This window comes from Bradyrhizobium genosp. L, from assembly GCF_015624485.1.
In the GTDB taxonomy this organism is placed as follows: domain Bacteria; phylum Pseudomonadota; class Alphaproteobacteria; order Rhizobiales; family Xanthobacteraceae; genus Bradyrhizobium.
On sequence record NZ_CP061378.1, the window covers coordinates 3,192,408 to 3,211,280 of the forward strand.

Below are 18,873 nucleotides of genomic sequence, written 5' to 3' on the forward strand. Positions count from 1 at the left end.
AAGTGCCGGCGATTTGATGTCGTCGGCCGCTCTTGCGCGTGCGGCTTTCCGCACCATGTTCCGCAGGCGTGAACGGCGGCATGGAGTGGCGCCATGGCATCGCAGCCGGACTTTTCCAGCGAAACATTCAACCGAGATCCTGCCGCCGGCATTGCAGCCTTGCGGGCCCGCGGGCAACTCGTCGCGGTCAAGTTTCCGATCGTTGGCCGGGTCTGGCTGACCACCACCTACGACACGACCTCGGCGATGCTGAAGGACAGCGCGACGTTCACGCTGCGCAGGGAGGACGGCGAGGTTGCCGGCTTGCGCTGGTGGATGCCGAAATCGATCGCGGTCGTCGCCAACAACATGCTGACGATGGATGAGCCTGACCACACGCGGCTGCGCAGCATCGTCGATGAGGCGTTCCGCCGCCGCGCCGTGCTCGAGATGGAGCCGCATATCCGCGCCATCGCCGACGGCCTGGCCGATCAATTGTTCGCAGCCGGAAGCCCGGCCGATCTGATCGAGCGCTATGCGCGTGTGCTCCCGGTCTCGGTGATCTGCGAGCTGCTCGGCCTGCCGCCGGCCGACCGGCCGACATTCATCGCCTGGGCCAATGCGATGACACAGTTGAGGGGACCGATCAGCTTCCTGCGCATGATGGGCTCGCTGTCGAAGATGCGCCGATACCTCGCGCAGCAATTGCAGTCGGCGCGCGACCGGTGCGGTGAGGGACTGATCGCCGAACTGGTGCAAGTCGAAAAGGAAGGCGGCCGCATCGCGCCGGACGAAATGGTCTCGATGGTGTTCCTGCTGCTCGGCGCCGGCTCGGAGACCACGACGCATCTGATCAGCGGATCGGTGTTCGAGCTGCTCAGGGATCCCGCGCGACGCGATTGGCTCGTGGCCGACTGGAGCCGCCTCGGCCTCGCGGTCGAGGAATTCCTGCGCTTCGTCTCGCCGGTGCAGTTCACCAAGCCGCGCTATGTCAGGCACGACGTCGAGCTCGGTGGCGTCAGGCTGAAGAAGGGCGACCGCGTGATGGCGATGATCGCGGCCGCCAACATCGATCCCGCGGCTCACGAGCATGCTGCAAGGATGGACCTCGAACGCAAGCCGAACCGGCACGTTTCGTTCGGCACAGGCATCCATTTCTGCCTCGGCCATCAGCTCGCGCGGATCGAGGCGGCCTGCGCGTTGCAGGCACTGTTGACGCGCTGGCCGCGCCTGCAGCTTGCGGTCAAGCCCGAGCAGATCCGCTGGCGCGGACGGCCCGGCATCCGTTCGATCGACAGACTGCCGGTCGTCGCGGGCAGTTGATCGCGCGCGGTGCGCTGGATCGTTGCTTGGCCTCGGGCGTTTGGTGTTAGGCTGCACCGGTAACGTCAGAGGAAAACGTCGATGAGCGAACAGACGACGGACAAGCGCGTGCGGGAGGCGTCTCGCAGGCATTTCCTTCGGGCGGGTGCAGCATTGGCCGGTGGCTCCGCAATGGCTGGAGTTGCCGGTTCTCGCGTGCTCGCCGAATCGGAAAATAACCTTCCGCCCAATGTGCCGGAATGGATGAAAGCGCCCGGCGATTCGATGGGCAGCCAGCCCTACGGCGCGCCATCGGTCCATGAGAAGGGCGTCATCAAGAACATCTCGAAGACGCTGCCGCAATACATCTCCGCCTCCGGCCGTACGCCGCTGCAGGAGCTCGACGGCATCATCACGCCGAACGGGCTGTTCTACGAGCGGCACCACGGCGGTGTGCCGACCATCGATCCGGCCGAGCACCGGCTGATGCTGCACGGCATGGTGGACCGCCCGATGCTGTTCACGATGGAAGACATCCGCCGCTTTCCGTCGCAGTCGCGCATCCACTTCCTCGAATGCTCCGGCAACCCGGTCTACACAAAACCGTATGGCAAGACGGCCTCCGACCTGGTCGGCCTGCTCAGCTGCGCCGAATGGACCGGCGTGCCGCTGAAGACCGTGCTCGATGAGGCGGGCCTGCAGGCCGGCGCCAAATGGATCGTGGCCGAGGGCGCCGATGCCGCGGCGCTGACGCGCTCGATCCCGATCGAGAAATGCCTCGACGACGCCATGCTGGTCTACAGCCAGAACGGCGAGCGGCTGCGCCCGCAGCAGGGCTATCCGCTGCGGCTGCTGCTGCCGGGCTTCGAGGGCAACATGAACGTGAAATGGTTGCGCCGGCTCAAGGTGGTCGCCGAGCCGGTCTATTCGCGCGAGGAGACCTCGAAATATACCGACCCGATGCCCGACGGCACGTCGCGCGAGTTCACCTTCTATATGGAAGCGAAGTCGATCATCACCCGGCCCTCCGGCGGGCAGAAGCTGACGACAAAAGGCTTTCACGAGATCACCGGGATTGCCTGGAGCGGCCACGGCAAGATCAAGCAGGTCGAGGTCTCGGTCGATGACGGCAAGAGCTGGCAGGCTGCCGCGCTGCAAGAGCCGGTGTTGACACGGGCGCTGACGCGCTTCCGCTTGCCCTGGCATTGGGATGGAACGCCGGCGGTGATCCAGAGCCGCGCCATCGACGAGACCGGCTATGTGCAGCCGACGCTCGCTGAGCTCGTCGCGGTGCGCGGGGTCAACTCGTTCTATCATAACAACGCGATCTGGCCGTGGCGGATCGATGCTGAGGGAGAGGTGAGCAATGCGCAGGCTTGAGACGAAGGCTGCATTGCTGGCCGGGGTCATCGCGTTGCTCGGCGGTACGGTTCATGCCGAGGAGCGCTACGGCATCGGGCGGGCGGCGACGGCCGCCGAGATCGCCGGCTGGAACATCGACATCGGCCGCGACGGCGCCAACCTGCCACCGGGCAGCGGCAACGTCGAGCGCGGCCGCACGGTGTTCAGCGAGCAATGTGTGGCCTGCCACGGTGACAAGGGGCAGGGCGGAGTCGGCGACCGTCTGGTCGGTGGACAGGGCACGCTGGCGACCGCAAAACCGATCCGCACCGTCGGCAGCTACTGGCCATACGCCCCGACGCTGTTCGACTACATCCGCCGCGCTATGCCGCAGAACGCGCCGCAATCGCTCAGCAATGAGGACGTCTACGCGGTGTCCGCCTATGTCCTCAGCCTGAACGGCATCGTGGCCGACAACGCCGTGCTCGACGCGAAGTCGCTCGCCGCGATCAAGATGCCGAACCGCGAGGGCTTCGTCAGCGATCCCAGGCCCGACGTGCATAATCACTGAGGGATGCTGCGTGGGTTGACGGTGTCGGGCGCAGACATCCTTTAGTCGTCTTGTCGAAAGCCGGGATGACACTGAATGTGTTGCGCGGTCGTGCCGCGTTGTCCCGTCCGGGCAGCTCTGCGGCGATCGCGGGTCTCACTTCGGCGTAAGTCTCACGTTCTCGCGACGTCGACCGTCTCACCTTTCGCAGTCGCGTGATTGCGTATGACGATCGATGCGAAAGCAGGCGCCGTCGCGCGCGAACCAGCGTCTCCACGCCTGAAAATGAATGGCCGTCGTCGCGTGCATGGCAGCCCAACACGACGCGGACTAATCCTGCGCGAATGCGCGTGGCATGTCGCGCGCGGGGCAGGAAACAAAAACGACAATAAGGAAAACAACAATGAAGAACCGCAAAGAACTGATCGTGGCGTCGCTGGCATTTGCCGCAGCGTCGCTCGCCTTCGCATCGCCGGCGTCCGCGCAGTGTTCGGAATGCGCGCTCTATCCGAGCCGCGACCCCTTTACGCAGGGCCTGGCGATCACGCCCGCGGCGCCGGCGAACGACGTCGCGTCGCCGGCGGTACCGCGCTCCGCCAGGAACGCGCATGCCCAGCTCCGCCAGCATCATGCGCATCATGTCGCGAGCTCGGCTCGTCGGCAGAATTGATCGCGACGTCGCTGAACCAGTCCAGAGCGCGATGCGATCGGATCGTCATCGCGCTCAGGTCATGTTCTAGTCGATGGCATTGAGCGCGCGGCGGATCGTGGTGAAGATCGCCGCGATCTGCTCCTCGGTGACGATCAGAGGGGGCGAGATCATCAGCGTATCGGCGGCGGCGCGGATCAGGATGCCGTCATCATAGCTGCGGGCGGCGCATTCCGGGCCGCGGGTGCCCGGCGCCCCGTCGCGCGGCTTGAGATCGATCGCCGCCAACAGGCCGATGTTCCTGATATCGGTGACGTAGGGCGCGTCGCGCAGCGCATGCGCCGCCGCCTCCCAGATCGGGGCGATATTCTGCGCGCGCTCGAACAGGCCGAGGTCCTGATAGACGTCGAGTGCGGCGAGGCCTGCTGCGCAGGCCAGCGGATGCGCCGAATAGGTGTAGCCGTGGAACAGCTCGACGCTGTTCTCCGGGCCGTTCATCAGCGCGGAATACACCTTGCCGCTGGTGATGACGCCGCCCATCGGCACCGCCGCGTTGGTCATGCCCTTGGCGCAGGTCATGAGATCGGGCGTGACGCCGAGCGCATTCGCCGCGAACGGCGCGCCGAGCCGGCCGAAGCCGGTGATGACCTCGTCGAAGATCAGGAGGATGCCGTGCTGGTCGCAGATCTTGCGCAGCTTCTCGAGATAGCCGACCGGCGGCGGATAGACGCCGCCCGAGCCGGTGACGGGCTCGACGATGACCGCCGCGATCGTCGATGGATCGTGGATCAGCAAGAGCTTGTCCAGCTCATCGGCGAAATGCGCGCCCCATTGCGGCTGGCCGCGCGAGAACGCCGCATTTTCAGGGTCGTGGGTGTGCGGCAGATGGTCGACCTCGGGCAACAGCGGGCCGAAATCGCGGCGGTGGCGGAACAGGCCGCTCACCGACAAGCCGCCCCAGCCCATGCCATGATAGGCTTTTGCGCGCGAGATGAAGCGGATGCGGTTGGCTTCACCGCGGGCGCGGTGATAGCCGCGCGCGATCTTGAGCGCGGTGTCGACCGATTCCGAGCCGGAATTGGTGAAGAACACGTGGTCGAGACCCTCAGGTGTAATCTCGGTGATGCGTCCGGCGAGCTCGAACGCGGCCGGATGGCTCATCTGGAACGAGGACACGAAATCGAGCTTCGCCGCCTGTGCCTGGATCGCCTCGACGATGCGCTTCTGGCCGTGCCCGGCGTTGACGCACCACAGCCCCGCCATGCCGTCGAGAATCTGCTTCCCGTCGTGCGTGGTGTAGTGCATGCCCTCGGCGCCGACGAACAGCCGCGGATTGGCCTTGAACTGACGGTTCGGCGTCATCGGCATCCAGAACGGCTCCAGCGCCTCGCGGGTGAGGGGCGTGTTGGTCGCTGTGTGCGGTGAGCGCATGGAGGCCTCCTGTCACTTGCTGCTGTTGTTGCGGCTGTCCGCGATTTCGATGGTTTTCAACCTGGCTGCGCGTTCGAGGTGACGACGCAGCAGCTGCGCCGCAGTCGCGCGCGCGCCGGCCTCGAGCCGGTCGAGGATCGCAAGATGCTCGCGGCAGTTCACCACCACGCGCTCATAGCCGAACACCCAGTCGTAATTGGCGAAGCGGCGCAGCCGGTTCTGCTGCTGGACCGCGACCAGCAGGAAGCGATTGCCGGACGCCGCCGCCAGTCCTTCGTGGAAAGCGGCATTCATTTCGTAGAGCGCGACGCTCGCCGTCTCCTTCCACGGCTCGCGCAACGTCGTCTCGTGGCGCCGGCGCATGTCGGCAGCCCAGGCGGGGTCGAGCTTGAAGTCCGGCTCCAGCAGGCCGGCGGGCTCGATCAGGATCCGGTAGCGGTAGCTTTCCGCGCGCGCCTCGACGTCCGCGATGATCGGCTGGAAGCGCCAGCCGTGGCCCGGCTTGCGCTGCACCGCCGCGACCTCTTCGAGCTTGGTCAGCACGCGCTGCACCACGGGCCGGGTCGCGTCGTAACGCTGCATCAGGTCGCGCTCGGAAACGTCGACGGGGAGGCGGCCGCCGCGCCGGTCGCGCGCGATCGCGACGAACAGGCGGTCGGTATCCGCGGGTGCAGGCTTGCCCTGCGTCGTCGGCACGGAGGGAACCGCATCGGTGACGAAATAGCCGCGGCTGTCGCCGGCGCGAACCATGCGGCGGCGTGCCAATAATTTCAGCGCCGCGCGCACCGGCGTGCGCGAGACCTGCAGCCGTTCCGCCAGCGCCACTTCCGCAAGTCGCGTGCCGGGCGCGAGTTTTTCCGCCCGGATCAGCTCCAGGATGCCCGCGGACAGTTCGCGCTGCAGCCGGCTCGGGGCTGCCTTCGGCGTGGCTGAAGATTTTTGTTTCATGTCACTACAAAATACATTAGCCTTCGAGCGAATGCAAAAGGAACTTGGCGCAAACGACGCTGCTGCAGAGGACGTTGGTAATGGTCGAGCCGTTTCCCCTGATCGAAATCTCCGGTCCGCCGCGTGAGCGCGGCAAGCAGTACGGCCAGAAGGCCGCCGATCGCATCCGCAAGGGCACTTCGCATTATTTCGCGCAGCTCAAGGAGCTGTCGCTCGACGCCGCAGGGGTCGCCGAGCTGGTGCGCGATTATCTTCCCGTCATCGAAGCGTTCGAGCCGACCTACATCGAGGAGATGCACGGCATTGCCGACGGCGCCGGCGTTCCGTTCGAGGATATCGTGCTGCTCAATGCCCGCACCGAGATCCTCAAGCTCGCCGAGCCTTCGGTCCGGGCGCGGCTGAAGACGCCGGATGAGCCGGACGGCTGCACCGGTCTCGTCGTCTTGCCGCAGGCCAGTGCATCGGGACGGCTGATCCACGCCCAGAACTGGGACTGGAAGCGCGAATGCGCCGAGACCGCCGTGGTGCTGAAAGTGCGGCGCGACGACGGCCCCGATCTCATGACCTTCACCGAAGCCGGCGCGCTCGGCCGCTGCGGCTTCAATGCGATCGGGACGGCGATCACCGCGAATTATCTGCAATGCGACCGCGACTATCGTCAGGTCGGCGTGCCGCTGGCGCTGATCCGGCGCAAGGTGCTGGAGTGCGAGAACGTCGCGCTGGCGATGCGTACGGTCTATTGCACCAGCAAGTCCGCGGCCAACAACATGATCGTCAGCCATCGCGATGGCGTTGCGATCGATTTCGAATGCGCGCCCGACGAGACCTTCCAGGTGCATCCGAACCAGGGGCTTCTGGTGCACGCCAACCATTTCGTCAGCCCGGTGGCGCTCGGCAAGCTCAAGGATACCGGAATTGCCAGCACGCCTGACAGCCTTTACCGCGACATTCGCGTGCGCGACCTTTTGCAGCCGCATCTCGGCGCCATCGGTTTCGACACGGTGAAGACGGCGCTGTTCGACGACTTCGCCTATCCGTGGTCGGTTTGCCGCCCGCCGCGCAAGAATCTCAGCAACAATCTCAGCGCCACCGTGGCGATGATCCTGATGGAGCCGGCCAGCGGGCTGATGGAGGTGGCGCCGCTGCCGGCGCTGAATCGGCAGTTCACCAGCTATCGGCTCGAGGTGGCGGCGAGCGCGAAGAACGAGCTCGCACAGGCCGCGATGGCGAGGGCGTCCTGATGCAGGCGCGTCGGCCATCACGCGCGCTGATGGTCGGCCTGTTGGCGCTGGCGATGCTCGCGCCGCTGCGCGCCGGCGCCGAGACGCTGCTGCGGACGCGGCTCAACGCCGACATCCGCTCCACCGATCCCGGCACCAACCGCGACGCCAACACCGACGGCGTGGTGGCGCATATCGTCGAGGGGCTGGTCGCGTTCCGCGACGATACCTCGATCGGGCCGATGCTGGCGGACAGCTGGGATATCGCGAACGACGGCAAGACTTACACGTTCCATCTGCGCCAGGGCGTCAAATTCCACAACGGCGCCGAGATGACGTCCGATGATGTGGTGTGGTCGCTGAAGCGCTGGCTCGATCCGGCGACGCAGTGGCGCTGCCTGTCCGAGTTCGGTCCGAACGGCATCGTCCGGATCGAGAAGATCGAGGCGCCGGATCCGCACACAGTGGCCATCACGCTCGACCAGCCGACCGCGCTGTTCCTGTCGACACTGGCGCGACCGGATTGCGGGCAGACCGCCATCATCCATCGCGACTCCGTCGGCGCCGATGGCAAGTGGATCGCGCCTATTGGCACAGGCCCGTTCAAGCTCGGCGAATGGAAGCGCGGCCAGTACATCGATCTGGTGCGCTTCGACGGCTACGCCGCGCGCAGCGAGCCGCGCAGCGGCCTGACCGGCGCCAAGCTCGCCGAGGTCGACCGTGTCAGGTACAACATCATCCCGGACTCTTCGGCAGCCAAGGCAGGGTTGCTGTCGGGCTCGCTCGATGCGATCAGCAATCTCTCGATTCCCGATCTCGAGGACCTCAAGACCCGCACCGACGTGCAGCTCAGCGTCACGCCGGCGCTCGGCCTCACCGCGATCCTGTTCCAGACCCGCGATCCCCTTTTGAAGGACGTCCGCATCCGCCGCGCCATCGCGCTGTCGCTCGACACCCCGCAGATCGTCGATGCCGTCATGGCCGGCACCGCGCGGGCGAACAATTCGGCGTTGCCGATCGGAAGCCCGTTCTACGGCGAGGTAGAGGCGCACGGCTACGCGCAGAACATCGCGGAGGCCAAGAAGCTGCTGGCGCAGGCCGGCTATCACGGCCAGCCGATCAGGATGATCGCCAACAAGCGCTACAGTTATGTGTTCGATGCGGCGGTGCTGGTGCAGGCGATGGCCCAGGCGGTCGGCATCAATATCGAGCTCGAGGTGCTCGACTGGGCCGCCCAGCTCGATCGCTACAACCGCGGCGACTACCAGTCGATGGCGTTCACTTACTCGGCGCGGCTCGATCCCTCGCTGTCTTTCGAGATGCTGGCCGGGCCGAAGGCGACCCAGCCGCGCAAGGTGTGGGACAATCCGCAGGCGCTGCAACTGTTGCAGCAATCGATGATGATCGACGACAAGGCTAAACGCCAGGCGCTGTTCGACGAGCTGCACCGCCGCTTCATCGACGACGTGCCGATGGTCGTGCTGTTCAACGGCTCGGAGATCGCCGCACTCCGTAACAACGTCAAGGGCTACGCCGGCTGGCTGTTCGCGCAGCCGCGCTTCTGGGGCGTGAGCATCCAGTAGGGAGGGACCGCGGCGATGCTGGGCTATCTCGCCCGACGGCTCATGATGACGATCCCGACGCTGCTGCTGGTGGCGGTCGCGGTGTTCGTGCTGGTGCGGCTGATCCCCGGCGACCCCGTCCAGGTGATGCTCGGCGACAACGCCGACGCCGCGCAGGCCGCGGCGCTCCGCGCGCAGCTCGGGCTTGACCAGCCGATGCCGCTGCAATTCCTGTACTGGCTCGGCAGTGTCGCGACCGGCGATTTCGGCCACTCCATCACCAACAATCTGCCGGTGCTGCCCTTGATCCTGGAGCGCTTCCAGGTCTCGGCCGTCATCGTGCTGGTGGCGGTCGGGCTCGCGGCCTGCATCGCCGTCGTGGCCGGGTTGATCGCGGCCTGGAAGCAGAACAGCGCGATCGATCTCGGCATCGTCGGCGGCGCCACGCTCCTGCTGTCGATTCCAAGCTTCTGGCTCGGGCTGCTGCTGCTCCTGCTGTTCGGGCTGAAGCTGAAATGGCTGCCGGTGATCGGCTACGTGCCGTTCTCCGAGAATTTCTGGCAGGCATCGACCTTCATGCTGCTGCCGATCGCAACCCTGACCATCGTCGAGATCGGCGTGCTGACCCGGATGGCGCGTGCCGCGTCGATCGAGGTGCTGCGGCTGGAATATGTCACGCATGCGCGCGCCAAGGGCGTGCCGGAATGGCTGGTGCTCGGCCGCCACGTGCTGCCGAACGCGTTCGCGCCGACCTGGACGCTGATCGGCCTCGTGCTCGGGCATCTCTTGGGTGGGATTGCCGTGATCGAGACCGTGTTCACGCTGCCGGGCCTCGGCCGTCTGCTGGTCGATTCGATCTTCGCGCGCGACTATCCGGTGGTGCAGGGCTGCCTGCTGTTCACCGCGGTGATCTACGTCGTCGTCAATCTGATGGTCGATCTCTGTTATCCTTTGTTCGACCCGAGGGTGGCCGTCGCATGAGGGCCCGCGCCAACACCGTCATCGGCGGCACGCTGATTGCGCTCGTGCTGGGCATGGCTGTCACAGCGGTGTTCTGGACACCATTCGATCCGCTGCGCATCAATCTGAAGGCGCGATTGCAGGCGCCGTCGGCGCTGCATTGGCTCGGTACCGACGAGTTCGGCCGCGACGTGTTGAGCCGGCTTATGGCGGGCGCGGCCGCGAGCGTCGTGGTGGCGCTCGCGACCGTGCTGATCGCGGTCTTGATCGGCGTGCTGGTCGGCGGCGTCGCCGGCTATCTTCGCGGCTGGACCGACCGCGTCATCATGGCGGTCAATGACGCGCTCCTGGCTTTTCCCGGCATCCTGCTGGCGCTGGCGGTGATGATCGTGATCGGCGCCAACAAGTCCAGCCTCGTGCTGGCGCTCGGGCTCGCCTACATCCCCTCGGTCGCGCGCGTGGTGCGTGGCACCGTGCTGTCGATCCGCGAGCGGGAATATATCGAGGCCTCGCGGGTGATCGGCAACTCCGAGTTCTATTCGATGGTCCGCCATGTGTTGCCGAATGCGGTAGCGCCGGTCGCAGTCCTCGCCACCAGCATGTTCGGCTGGGTGCTGCTCGCCGAGAGCGCGCTGAGCTTCCTCGGCCTCGGCGTGCCGCCGCCGGCGCCGACCTGGGGCAACATGCTGGCCGCAAGCCGTCCCTACATGGAGACCGCGGCCTGGCTCAGCATCGCGCCGGGACTTTGTATCGCGCTGGCCTTGCTCGGCATCAATCTGCTCGGCGATTCCCTGCGCGACCGCCTCGATCCCAGGATGGCGCACGGATGACGACACCGCTGCTGTCCGTCGATCGCCTGCGCATCGAGGCTGCGCGAACCGGGACGGTCGTCGTCGACGATGTGTCATTCGCGATCGAGCGCGGTGAATTCCTTGCCGTGGTCGGCGAGTCCGGCAGCGGCAAGACCGCGGCGGCGCGCGCCATTCTCGGCCTGCTGCCGCCGGGCCTGCGCCACGTCGCCGGCCAGATCCGGCTCGACGGTGTGGATCTGGCTGATCTCGCACCGCGCCGCATGCGGGCGTTGCGCGGCCGCTCGGTCGGCATGGTGTTCCAGGAGCCGATGGTCTCGCTCAACCCGGCGATCAGCGTCGGCCGGCAGATGGCCGAAGGCCTCGCGATGCACGAGCGGCTTGCCAAGGTCGAGATCAAGCGCCGCTGCCTCGAGATGCTGGCGCGGGTGCAGATCCGCGATCCCGAGCATACCTACGAGGCCTATCCGCACGAATTCTCCGGCGGCATGCGCCAGCGCATCATGCTGGCCTCGGTCATGCTCTTGAAGCCGAAGCTGCTGCTCGCCGATGAGCCGACCACCGCGCTCGACACGCTGAGCCAGCGCGAGGTGCTCGACCTGATGGTCGAGCTGGCGCGCGACCACGGCACCGCTGTCATGCTGATCACCCACAATCTCGGCCTGGTCTCGCGCTACGCGCAGCGTGCGGTGGTGCTGCGCCAGGGCAGACTGGTCGAGACCGGCAGCGTCCGCCAGATATTGTCGGCGCCGCGCGAGGCCTATACCCGCCAGCTGGTCGACGCGTTGCCGCGGCGTCGGGCGGCGACCCCGCGCCGCGCGCCCGGCGAGCCGCTGATCAGCGTGCGCGGCCTGAAAGTGTCGTTCGGCGGCCGGCAGCGCCTGTTCCGGCGCGATGCCGATGTCGCCGCGGTCAACGGCGTCGACCTCGATGTCGGCGCCGGCGAGACCGTGGCGGTGGTCGGCGGCAGCGGCTCGGGCAAGACCACGCTCGGCCGCGCGATGCTGCGGCTGATCCCGTCGGCCGCTGGCGAAATTCGATTCCAGGGCAGGCACGTGATCGAGACGGCCGATCGCGCGTTCCGTCTCGCCGCGCAGCTCGTGTTCCAGGATCCATACTCGTCGCTCGATCCGCGCATGCGCGTCGGCGAGATCGTCGCCGAGCCGCTGCGCCATCTGCCGGAGCTTTCGGCCGGCGAACGCGAGCGGCGCGTCACTGCGATGCTCGACGAGGTCGGGCTTGCCGGCTTCGCGCAGCGCTGGCCGCATGAGCTCTCCGGCGGCCAGCGCCAGCGCATCGCGATCGCACGCGCCATCGTCCGGCATCCGGCCTTCGTGGTGGCCGACGAGCCGGTCTCGGCGCTCGACATGACGATCCAGGCGCAGGTGCTGAAGCTGTTCGAACGGTTGCAGGCGCAATACGGCTTTGCGTGTCTGTTCATCAGCCACGACCTCGCCGCGGTCGAGCAGGTCGCCGATCGTGTCGTGGTGATGCAGGGCGGTCGCATCGTCGAGCAGGGCTCGCGCGACGACGTGTTCGATCGCCCGCAGCATGACTACACCAAGGCATTGCTCGCGGCGGCGCCGGTGCTGGATTTTGCAGGACCTGCCAGCGCGGCGGCGTCGGGCTGACGCGATGTCAAGGGGCGGAACTTGCGCCTCCGCCATAGTGCGCGAGCACGCGGCCTGCTAGCCTTGCTCCCTCAATAACACAATGCGCCGCAGCAGACGGCGTTTCCGGGGAGGCCTCAATGCAAAAGCCAAATATGGGCGCGCGGTGGATTGCCGCCACGCTTGTCTCGATCGGCGTCACGACCTTTGCACCTGGCCACGCGGCATCGGTTGCGCCGGTCGCTGCCGAAAACGGCATGGTGGTGGCGGCGCAGCACCTTGCCACGCAGGTCGGCGTCGAGGTGCTGAAGCGCGGCGGCAACGCCGTCGATGCGGCGGCTGCGGTCGGCTATGCGCTCGCCGTGGTCTATCCGGCGGCCGGCAATCTCGGCGGCGGCGGCTTCATGACCATCGAGCTCGCCGACGGCCGCAAGACCTTCCTCGATTTCCGCGAGATGGCGCCGAAGGGCGCCACCGCCAACATGTATCTCGACAAGGACGGCAACGTCATCAAGGGTCTGTCGACCAAGGGCCATCTCGCGGTCGGCGTACCCGGTTCGGTCGCAGGCCTGGAATATGCGCGCGAAAAATACGGCACCATGAAGCGCGCGGACGTGATCGCACCGGCGCTGCAACTCGCCGAGGATGGCTTCGTGCTGGACCAGGGCGACATCACGATGCTGCTGACGACGACCGATGATTTCCGCGAGGATCCGGCCTCGGCCGCGATCTTCCTCAACAACGGCAAGCCGTACCAGGTCGGCGAAAAGCTGGTGCAGCACGAGCTCGCCGAAACGCTGCGAGAGATCTCGAAGCGCGGCACCGACGGCTTCTACAAGGGTTGGGTGGGAGCCGCGATCGTGGCCTCGAGCCAGGCCGGCAAAGGCTTGCTGACGCAGGAGGACCTCGACAGTTACAAGGTGCGCGAGCTGGCGCCGGTCGAATGCGACTACCGCGGCTATCACGTGATCTCGGCGCCGCCGCCGAGCTCGGGCGGCGTGGTGATCTGCGAGATCCTCAACATTCTGGAGGGCTACCCGCTCAAGGAGCTCGGCTACCACTCCGCGCAGGCCACGCATTACCAGATCGAGGCGATGCGGCACGCCTATGTCGATCGCAACAGCTATCTCGGCGATCCCGACTTCGTGAAGAACCCGCTCGACCGTCTGCTCGACAAGAAATACGCCGAGAAGATCCGCGCCGTGATCGACCCCAACAAGGCCGGCGTGTCCAAGGATATCAAGCCGGGCGTGGCGCCGCATGAAGGCAGCAACACCACGCATTTCTCGATCGCCGACAAGGACGGCAATGCGGTGTCGGTGACCTACACGCTGAACGACTGGTTCGGTGCCAAGGTGACCGCGGCCAAGACCGGCGTGCTCCTGAACGACGAGATGGACGATTTCACCGCCAAGGTCGGCGTGCCGAACCTCTATGGCCTGGTGCAGGGCGAGGCCAATTCGATTGCACCCGGCAAGCGCCCGCTGTCCTCGATGAGCCCGACCATCGTGACCAAGGACGGCAAGACGGTGATGGTGGTGGGCACGCCCGGCGGCAGCCGCATCATCACGGCCGTGCTGCTGACCATGATCAACGCCATCGACTACGGCATGAACGCGCAGGAGGCCGTCGATATGCCGCGCTTCCACCAGCAATGGCTGCCGGACCTCACCAATGTCGAGGATTACGCGCTGTCGCCGGACACGAGGAAGATACTGGAAGGGATGGGCCAAAAGTTCGGTCCGCCGCAGCCGGCCAATCATTTGGCGGTCATCATCATCGGCGCGCCATCGCTTGACGGCAAGCCGGTCGGTAACAATCGCTTCTACGGGGCGAACGATCCGCGGCGCGGCTCGGGGCTGGCTGCGGGATACTGAGCGACGGCCGCCTCAGGCGACGGCGGCTGACCCGCCGTGATCCGGCTCGACCGCCAGCAGCAGCCGCCGGCGTATCGCGTCCTCGACCAGTGCGAGGCTTTGCCTGGCATCGCGCGCGTCGGCTTCGGCGGCCTGGGCGCGGAATTCGATCGCCTCGATCTGCTCCTGCTGGGTCTCGATGCGCTGCCGGGCTTCTTCAAGGGCGCGCGATGCGTCGCGGAGCTTGCGCTCGGTGGCGGCGATGATGTCCATCTGCGCCCGCTCGGCGGCCTCGGCGCGAGCCTCGCTGGCGCGGGCCCGGTCCTCGATGCCGCGGAACAGTTCCGCCGCCTGATAGACCATATCGAGCGCCTGAGCCCCGGTGTTGGGAGCAGGGACTTGCGGAAATCCGAGGATATTCTCGGTGGTGGCAAAGGGCCGTCTGAAACCGCGCAGTGGCATAGGGTTTGGCCTGTCGCGAGTCGTTTAAATACCAACAACTTGCGGTGGTTATAGTTAATCAGCAGTTAATTGTGCTATCCACTCAAGGCTTTCCACCGAATTCCGATAGTGATTGTGCAGGTTTACGTGCATAGCGGAGGCGCGCCGGTAGCATGGTCCGTCGGCGCGGTCGGCGAGGCGATTCGACCGCGCGCAGGCCCGGACTGTCGGAACCCGGCTGATTTGGCGGCGGCCGCCACCGCCCTCTATGGCATTAGTTTGACGTCGCGACTCCTTTAATTCTCGCCCGCCGAATTGCGGGCGCGGGGAGCGACCGATATACCCACGACCCTATGTGGCAGCGCAGCGGGCTCAGAATGAACCACGTATTCGCCACCGGACTTGGTCGATGAGATTTCTATTACGGTTCTTCGGATTTCTGTTCACGGCAGGGTCGATTCTGTTCCTGGCTGGCCTCGCCGCGGTGGCGGGTTTGTTCTGGCACTTCTCCAAGGATCTGCCCGACTATTCGCAGCTTCAGAACTATGAGCCGCCGGTGATGACGCGGGTGCATGCGGCCGACGGCTCGCTGCTCGCCGAATACGCCAAGGAACGCCGGCTCTATCTGCCGATCCAGGCGGTGCCGAAGCTCGTGATCAACAGCTTCCTGGCCGCCGAGGACAAGAATTTCTACGAGCATGGCGGCGTCGATTACACCGGCATGGCGCGCGCGGGTGTCGCCTATGTCCAGAACCTCGGCTCCAACCGCCGTCCGCAGGGTGCCTCCACCATCACCCAGCAGGTCGCCAAGAACTTCCTTTTGACCAACGAGGTCTCGTTCGCGCGCAAGATCAAGGAAGCCCTGCTGGCGATGAAGATCGAGCGGGCCTATTCCAAGGACAAGATCCTCGAGCTCTATCTCAACGAAATCTATCTCGGCCTCGGCGCCTACGGCATCGCGGCGGCCTCGCTGGTGTATTTCGACAAGTCGGTCAACGAGCTGACCATCGCGGAAGCCGCCTATCTCGCGGCACTGCCGAAGATGCCGGCGAGCCTGCATCCGGTGCGCAACCACGCCCGCGCCGTCGAGCGCCGCAACTACGTGATCGACCGCCTGCAGGAGAACGGCTGGATCACCGCGGCCGATGCCGACAAGGCGCGCAAGGAGCCGTTGACGGTGACCAACCGCTCCAGCGGCGCCCACACCTTCGCCGGCGAGTATTTCTCCGAGGAGGTCCGCCGCGACATCTTCGAGCGCTATGGCGAGAAGAAGCTGTATGAGGGTGGCCTGTCGGTGCGCACCACGCTCGATCCCAAGGTCCAGGTGATGGCGCGCAAGGCCATGGTGACCGGGCTCGTGAACTATGACGAGCAGCAGGGCTATCGCGGCGCGATCCAGAAGATCGACATCTCCGGCGACTGGGGCATCCCGCTTGCCGAGATCAAGTCACTGTCGGACGTCTCGCCGTGGCGGATGGCGGTGGTGCTGGAGAGCAACGACCAGTCGGCGCGGATTGGCTTCCAGCCCGGCCGCGAGCTCGGTGGCGCCGTCAGCAAGCAGCGCGAGACCGGCATCGTCACGGTCGAGGGCGTGCGCTGGGCCAAGCCGACCGCGAGGGGCAAGGCAACCGGTTCGGTGGCGGCGGTGCTGCAGCCCGGCGACGTGATCTATGCCGACCCGCTCTTCGGCAAGGATGGCCAGCGCGTCGAGGGCCAGTATCGGCTGCGCCAGATTCCCGAGATATCAGGCGCGATGGTGGCGATGGACCCGCATACCGGCCGCGTGCTCGCCATGGTCGGCGGCTTCTCGTTCGACCAGAGCCAGTTCAACCGCGCGACCCAAGCCTATCGGCAGCCCGGCTCGACCTTCAAGCCGATCGTCTATTCGTCGGCGCTCGACAATGGCTACACCGGCTCGACCATGATGATCGACGCGCCGATCGAGATCGACATGGGGCAGGGCAATGTCTGGCGGCCCGAAAACTTCTCGACCGGCCGCTATCAGGGCCAGGTCACGCTGCGCAATGCGCTCAGGCTGTCGCTCAACACCGTGACGGTGCGGCTTGCGCAGGAGATCGGCATGCCGCTGATCGGCGACTATGCAAAACGCTTCGGCGTCTATGACGATTTGCCGAACTATCTGTCCTATGCGCTCGGCGCCGGCGAGACCACGGTCATGCGCATGGTCACGGCGTATTCGATGATCGACAATGGCGGCCGCCGCGTGAAGCCGACGCTGATCGACCGCATCCAGGACCGCTACGGCCACACCATCTTCAAGCATGACCAGCGCGAATGCCGCGGCTGCGACGCGCCGGAGGGATGGAAGAACCAGCCGGAGCCGCAGCTCGTCGATCACCGCGAACAGGTGCTCGATTCGCTGACGGCCTACCAGATCACCTCGCTGATGGAAGGCGTGGTGCAGGCCGGTACCGGCACCGCGCTGAAGGAGGTCGGCAAGCCGATCGCCGGCAAGACCGGCACCTCCAACGAGGCCAAGGACCTCTGGTTCGTCGGCTTCTCGCACGACCTCGTGGTCGGCCTCTATGTCGGCTACGACAAGCCGCGCTCGCTCGGCCGCAACGCGCAGGCGGGCCATACGGCGGCTCCCATCGCCCGCGACTTCATGAAGCTCGCGCTCGCCGACAAGCCGGCGACCCCGTTCGACAAGCCGGTCGGCATCCGCCTGGTGCTGGTCGACGCCAAGTCCGGCCAGCGCGCAGCGCCCGGCCAGAACAAGGGCGTGGTGCTGGAAGCCTTCAAGCCGGGCCAGGCCCCGCCGGTCAACGACCTGGTCGCGGGCACCGACGTGATCGACGGCACCCAGCAGGGCATCTCGCCGGACGCGGATCGTGCGGTGATGCGCTCGGGGACGGGCGGGCTGTACTAGTATTTGTTGACGACGCTCCGCAGCGAGATCCAGAGCGCGACCGAGAGCAGGCCGAAACCCGCGAGCACCAGGAATGCGACCTGGTAGCCGACCCATTGCGCGATCCAGCCGCCGAGCGCGGGGCTGAGCGAGGCGCCGATGCCCTGGATGGTGATCACCGCGCCCTGGCCGAGATTGATGCGGCCGGTGCCGTTGAGTGTCCGCGCGACGATGCCGGGGACCGCGACGCTCTGCAGGCCGGCGCCGATGCCGTCGAGAATCTGCACGGGAAACACGCCCCACCAGCCGGACAGGAAATAGGCCAGCACGCCGCGCACCGGCAGCGCGAGAAACGAGGCCAGCAGGACCGGCCAGAAGTTGCGGCGCTCGGCGGCGTGCATGCCGATCACCGACATCAGCACCATGACGCCCTGGGCCACCACGATCGTGGTCGCGACGACACCTGGACCATCGTTGAGACCGCCGGCGACCGCGGCGAGCCCGTACAGCGGAACGATCGCGGCGTTGCCGAGATGAAAGAGCGCCAGCGCCACGGCCAGCACCAGGAGCGGCTTGTGCTTGACGAGGACGGAGAGGCCGCTCGACTGGCTCTCCGGATCGTCTTCCTTGCCGCGCGCGGCGTGATGGTCGATCGCCTTGGCCGGGATCAGCATCACGCTCGCGATCGTGAGCAGGCCGAATCCTGCGGCGAGCAGGAACACGGCGACATAGCCGTAGCGCCATCCGAGATAGCCGGAAGCTGCCGCGCCCAGCATGTTGCCGGCGTGGTTGAAGGCCTGGTTGCGGCCATTCTGGCGATTGAAGCCGCGCTGCCTGACCATGCCGAGCGTGATGCCGGTCACCGCCGGCACGATGGCCGCGCCCGCAACCGAGGTTGCGATCTGCGACAGCGCGACGGCCCAGAACTGCTGCGACACGAGGATGATCGCCGAGCCGACGACAACCGCGATGCCCGGCACGATGACCCAGCCGCGCTTGTAGTCCGTGGTGTCGATCAAGCCGCCGATCGGTGTCGTGATCAGCATCCCCGCGACGTTGCCGATCGTCAGCGCTGTTCCGATCAGCCCACTGGTCCAGCCGTGGCCGAGCAGGAACACGCCGACGAACGGCCCGATGCCGGACTGCATGTCCGCCATGAAGAAATTCAGGGCGAGCAGCGCCCACAGCGGTCCGGTGTCGTGCTTCTCGGCTTTGCGGCTGTTCATGGTCTGACGCGCGTGGCGATCGCGCGCGGAACTCCCCTGTCATACCGGTTTTGCCGATCTTGCGATGGGCAAGGTTGATGCGGTGCAAAGGAACAAACGCCACAAGGCGGCCTTCGGTTC

Annotated in this window: 15 protein-coding genes; 11 read left to right on the forward strand and 4 right to left on the reverse strand. The window is 66.2% G+C overall.

Going from position 1 to position 18,873, the window contains the following annotated elements; translation table 11 throughout:
• The first annotated feature begins 93 nt into the window (after positions 1 to 93).
• From IC762_RS14865 to IC762_RS14880, 4 genes are all read left to right on the forward strand, one after another.
• A complete protein-coding gene (locus IC762_RS14865; RefSeq protein ID WP_195789514.1) occupies positions 94 to 1,302 on the forward strand; it encodes a cytochrome P450 family protein in 1,209 nt (402 codons plus the stop codon).
• Between the two features lie 81 nt (positions 1,303 to 1,383).
• On the forward strand, positions 1,384 to 2,661 hold the full coding sequence (gene soxC, locus IC762_RS14870; protein WP_195789515.1) for a sulfite dehydrogenase: 1,278 nt from the start codon (positions 1,384 to 1,386) through the stop codon (positions 2,659 to 2,661).
• The gene (locus IC762_RS14875; RefSeq protein ID WP_195789516.1) at positions 2,648 to 3,193 is read left to right on the forward strand and encodes a c-type cytochrome; all 546 of its coding nucleotides are present in this window, start codon (positions 2,648 to 2,650) and stop codon (positions 3,191 to 3,193) included. Before soxC ends, IC762_RS14875 begins: the two co-directional genes overlap by 14 nt.
• Positions 3,194 to 3,575: 382 nt before the next feature.
• Positions 3,576 to 3,842, forward strand: a complete 267-nt coding sequence (locus tag IC762_RS14880; protein WP_195789517.1) for a hypothetical protein — start codon at positions 3,576 to 3,578, stop codon at positions 3,840 to 3,842.
• Between the two features lie 66 nt (positions 3,843 to 3,908).
• Here IC762_RS14880 and IC762_RS14885 read toward each other — a convergent pair whose 3' ends face one another.
• Positions 3,909 to 5,252: an aspartate aminotransferase family protein gene (locus IC762_RS14885; protein ID WP_195789518.1), complete on the reverse strand. Its 1,344-nt coding sequence runs from the start codon at positions 5,250 to 5,252 to the stop codon at positions 3,909 to 3,911.
• 12 nt (positions 5,253 to 5,264) lie between these two features.
• Positions 5,265 to 6,200 (reverse strand): GntR family transcriptional regulator, encoded by a 936-nt coding sequence (locus IC762_RS14890; protein WP_195789519.1) that lies wholly within the window; start codon positions 6,198 to 6,200, stop codon positions 5,265 to 5,267.
• An 80-nt stretch (positions 6,201 to 6,280) separates the two neighbouring features.
• On the opposite strand from IC762_RS14890, the gene IC762_RS14895 reads away from it, so the two are divergent.
• The 6 genes from IC762_RS14895 to ggt all read left to right on the forward strand — a co-directional run bounded on the left by IC762_RS14895 (position 6,281) and on the right by ggt (position 14,238).
• Positions 6,281 to 7,441 (forward strand): C45 family autoproteolytic acyltransferase/hydolase, encoded by a 1,161-nt coding sequence (locus tag IC762_RS14895; protein ID WP_195789520.1) that lies wholly within the window; start codon positions 6,281 to 6,283, stop codon positions 7,439 to 7,441.
• Positions 7,441 to 9,003, forward strand: a complete 1,563-nt coding sequence (locus IC762_RS14900; RefSeq protein ID WP_195789521.1) for an ABC transporter substrate-binding protein — start codon at positions 7,441 to 7,443, stop codon at positions 9,001 to 9,003. Before IC762_RS14895 ends, IC762_RS14900 begins: the two co-directional genes overlap by 1 nt.
• A gap of 15 nt (positions 9,004 to 9,018) precedes the next feature.
• On the forward strand, positions 9,019 to 9,963 hold the full coding sequence (locus IC762_RS14905) for an ABC transporter permease (protein WP_195789522.1): 945 nt from the start codon (positions 9,019 to 9,021) through the stop codon (positions 9,961 to 9,963).
• The gene (locus IC762_RS14910; RefSeq protein WP_195789523.1) at positions 9,960 to 10,772 is read left to right on the forward strand and encodes an ABC transporter permease; all 813 of its coding nucleotides are present in this window, start codon (positions 9,960 to 9,962) and stop codon (positions 10,770 to 10,772) included. Before IC762_RS14905 ends, IC762_RS14910 begins: the two co-directional genes overlap by 4 nt.
• On the forward strand, positions 10,769 to 12,382 hold the full coding sequence (locus IC762_RS14915) for an ABC transporter ATP-binding protein (protein ID WP_195789524.1): 1,614 nt from the start codon (positions 10,769 to 10,771) through the stop codon (positions 12,380 to 12,382). Before IC762_RS14910 ends, IC762_RS14915 begins: the two co-directional genes overlap by 4 nt.
• Before the next feature lie 119 nt (positions 12,383 to 12,501).
• The gene (gene ggt, locus IC762_RS14920; protein ID WP_195789525.1) at positions 12,502 to 14,238 is read left to right on the forward strand and encodes a gamma-glutamyltransferase; all 1,737 of its coding nucleotides are present in this window, start codon (positions 12,502 to 12,504) and stop codon (positions 14,236 to 14,238) included.
• 12 nt (positions 14,239 to 14,250) lie between these two features.
• Here the strand turns inward: ggt and IC762_RS14925 are convergent, their stop codons facing one another.
• Positions 14,251 to 14,580, reverse strand: a complete 330-nt coding sequence (locus IC762_RS14925; protein WP_195789526.1) for a hypothetical protein — start codon at positions 14,578 to 14,580, stop codon at positions 14,251 to 14,253.
• Between the two features lie 487 nt (positions 14,581 to 15,067).
• Between IC762_RS14925 and IC762_RS14930 the strand changes: the two genes are divergently transcribed.
• On the forward strand, positions 15,068 to 17,548 hold the full coding sequence (locus tag IC762_RS14930; protein ID WP_195789527.1) for a penicillin-binding protein 1A: 2,481 nt from the start codon (positions 15,068 to 15,070) through the stop codon (positions 17,546 to 17,548).
• Here the strand turns inward: IC762_RS14930 and IC762_RS14935 are convergent.
• Entirely contained in the window at positions 17,545 to 18,753 is a 1,209-nt protein-coding gene (locus IC762_RS14935; protein ID WP_195789528.1) for an MFS transporter, read from the reverse strand. The two genes, IC762_RS14930 and IC762_RS14935, sit on opposite strands and share 4 nt — an antisense overlap.
• Positions 18,754 to 18,873: the final 120 nt, after the last annotated feature.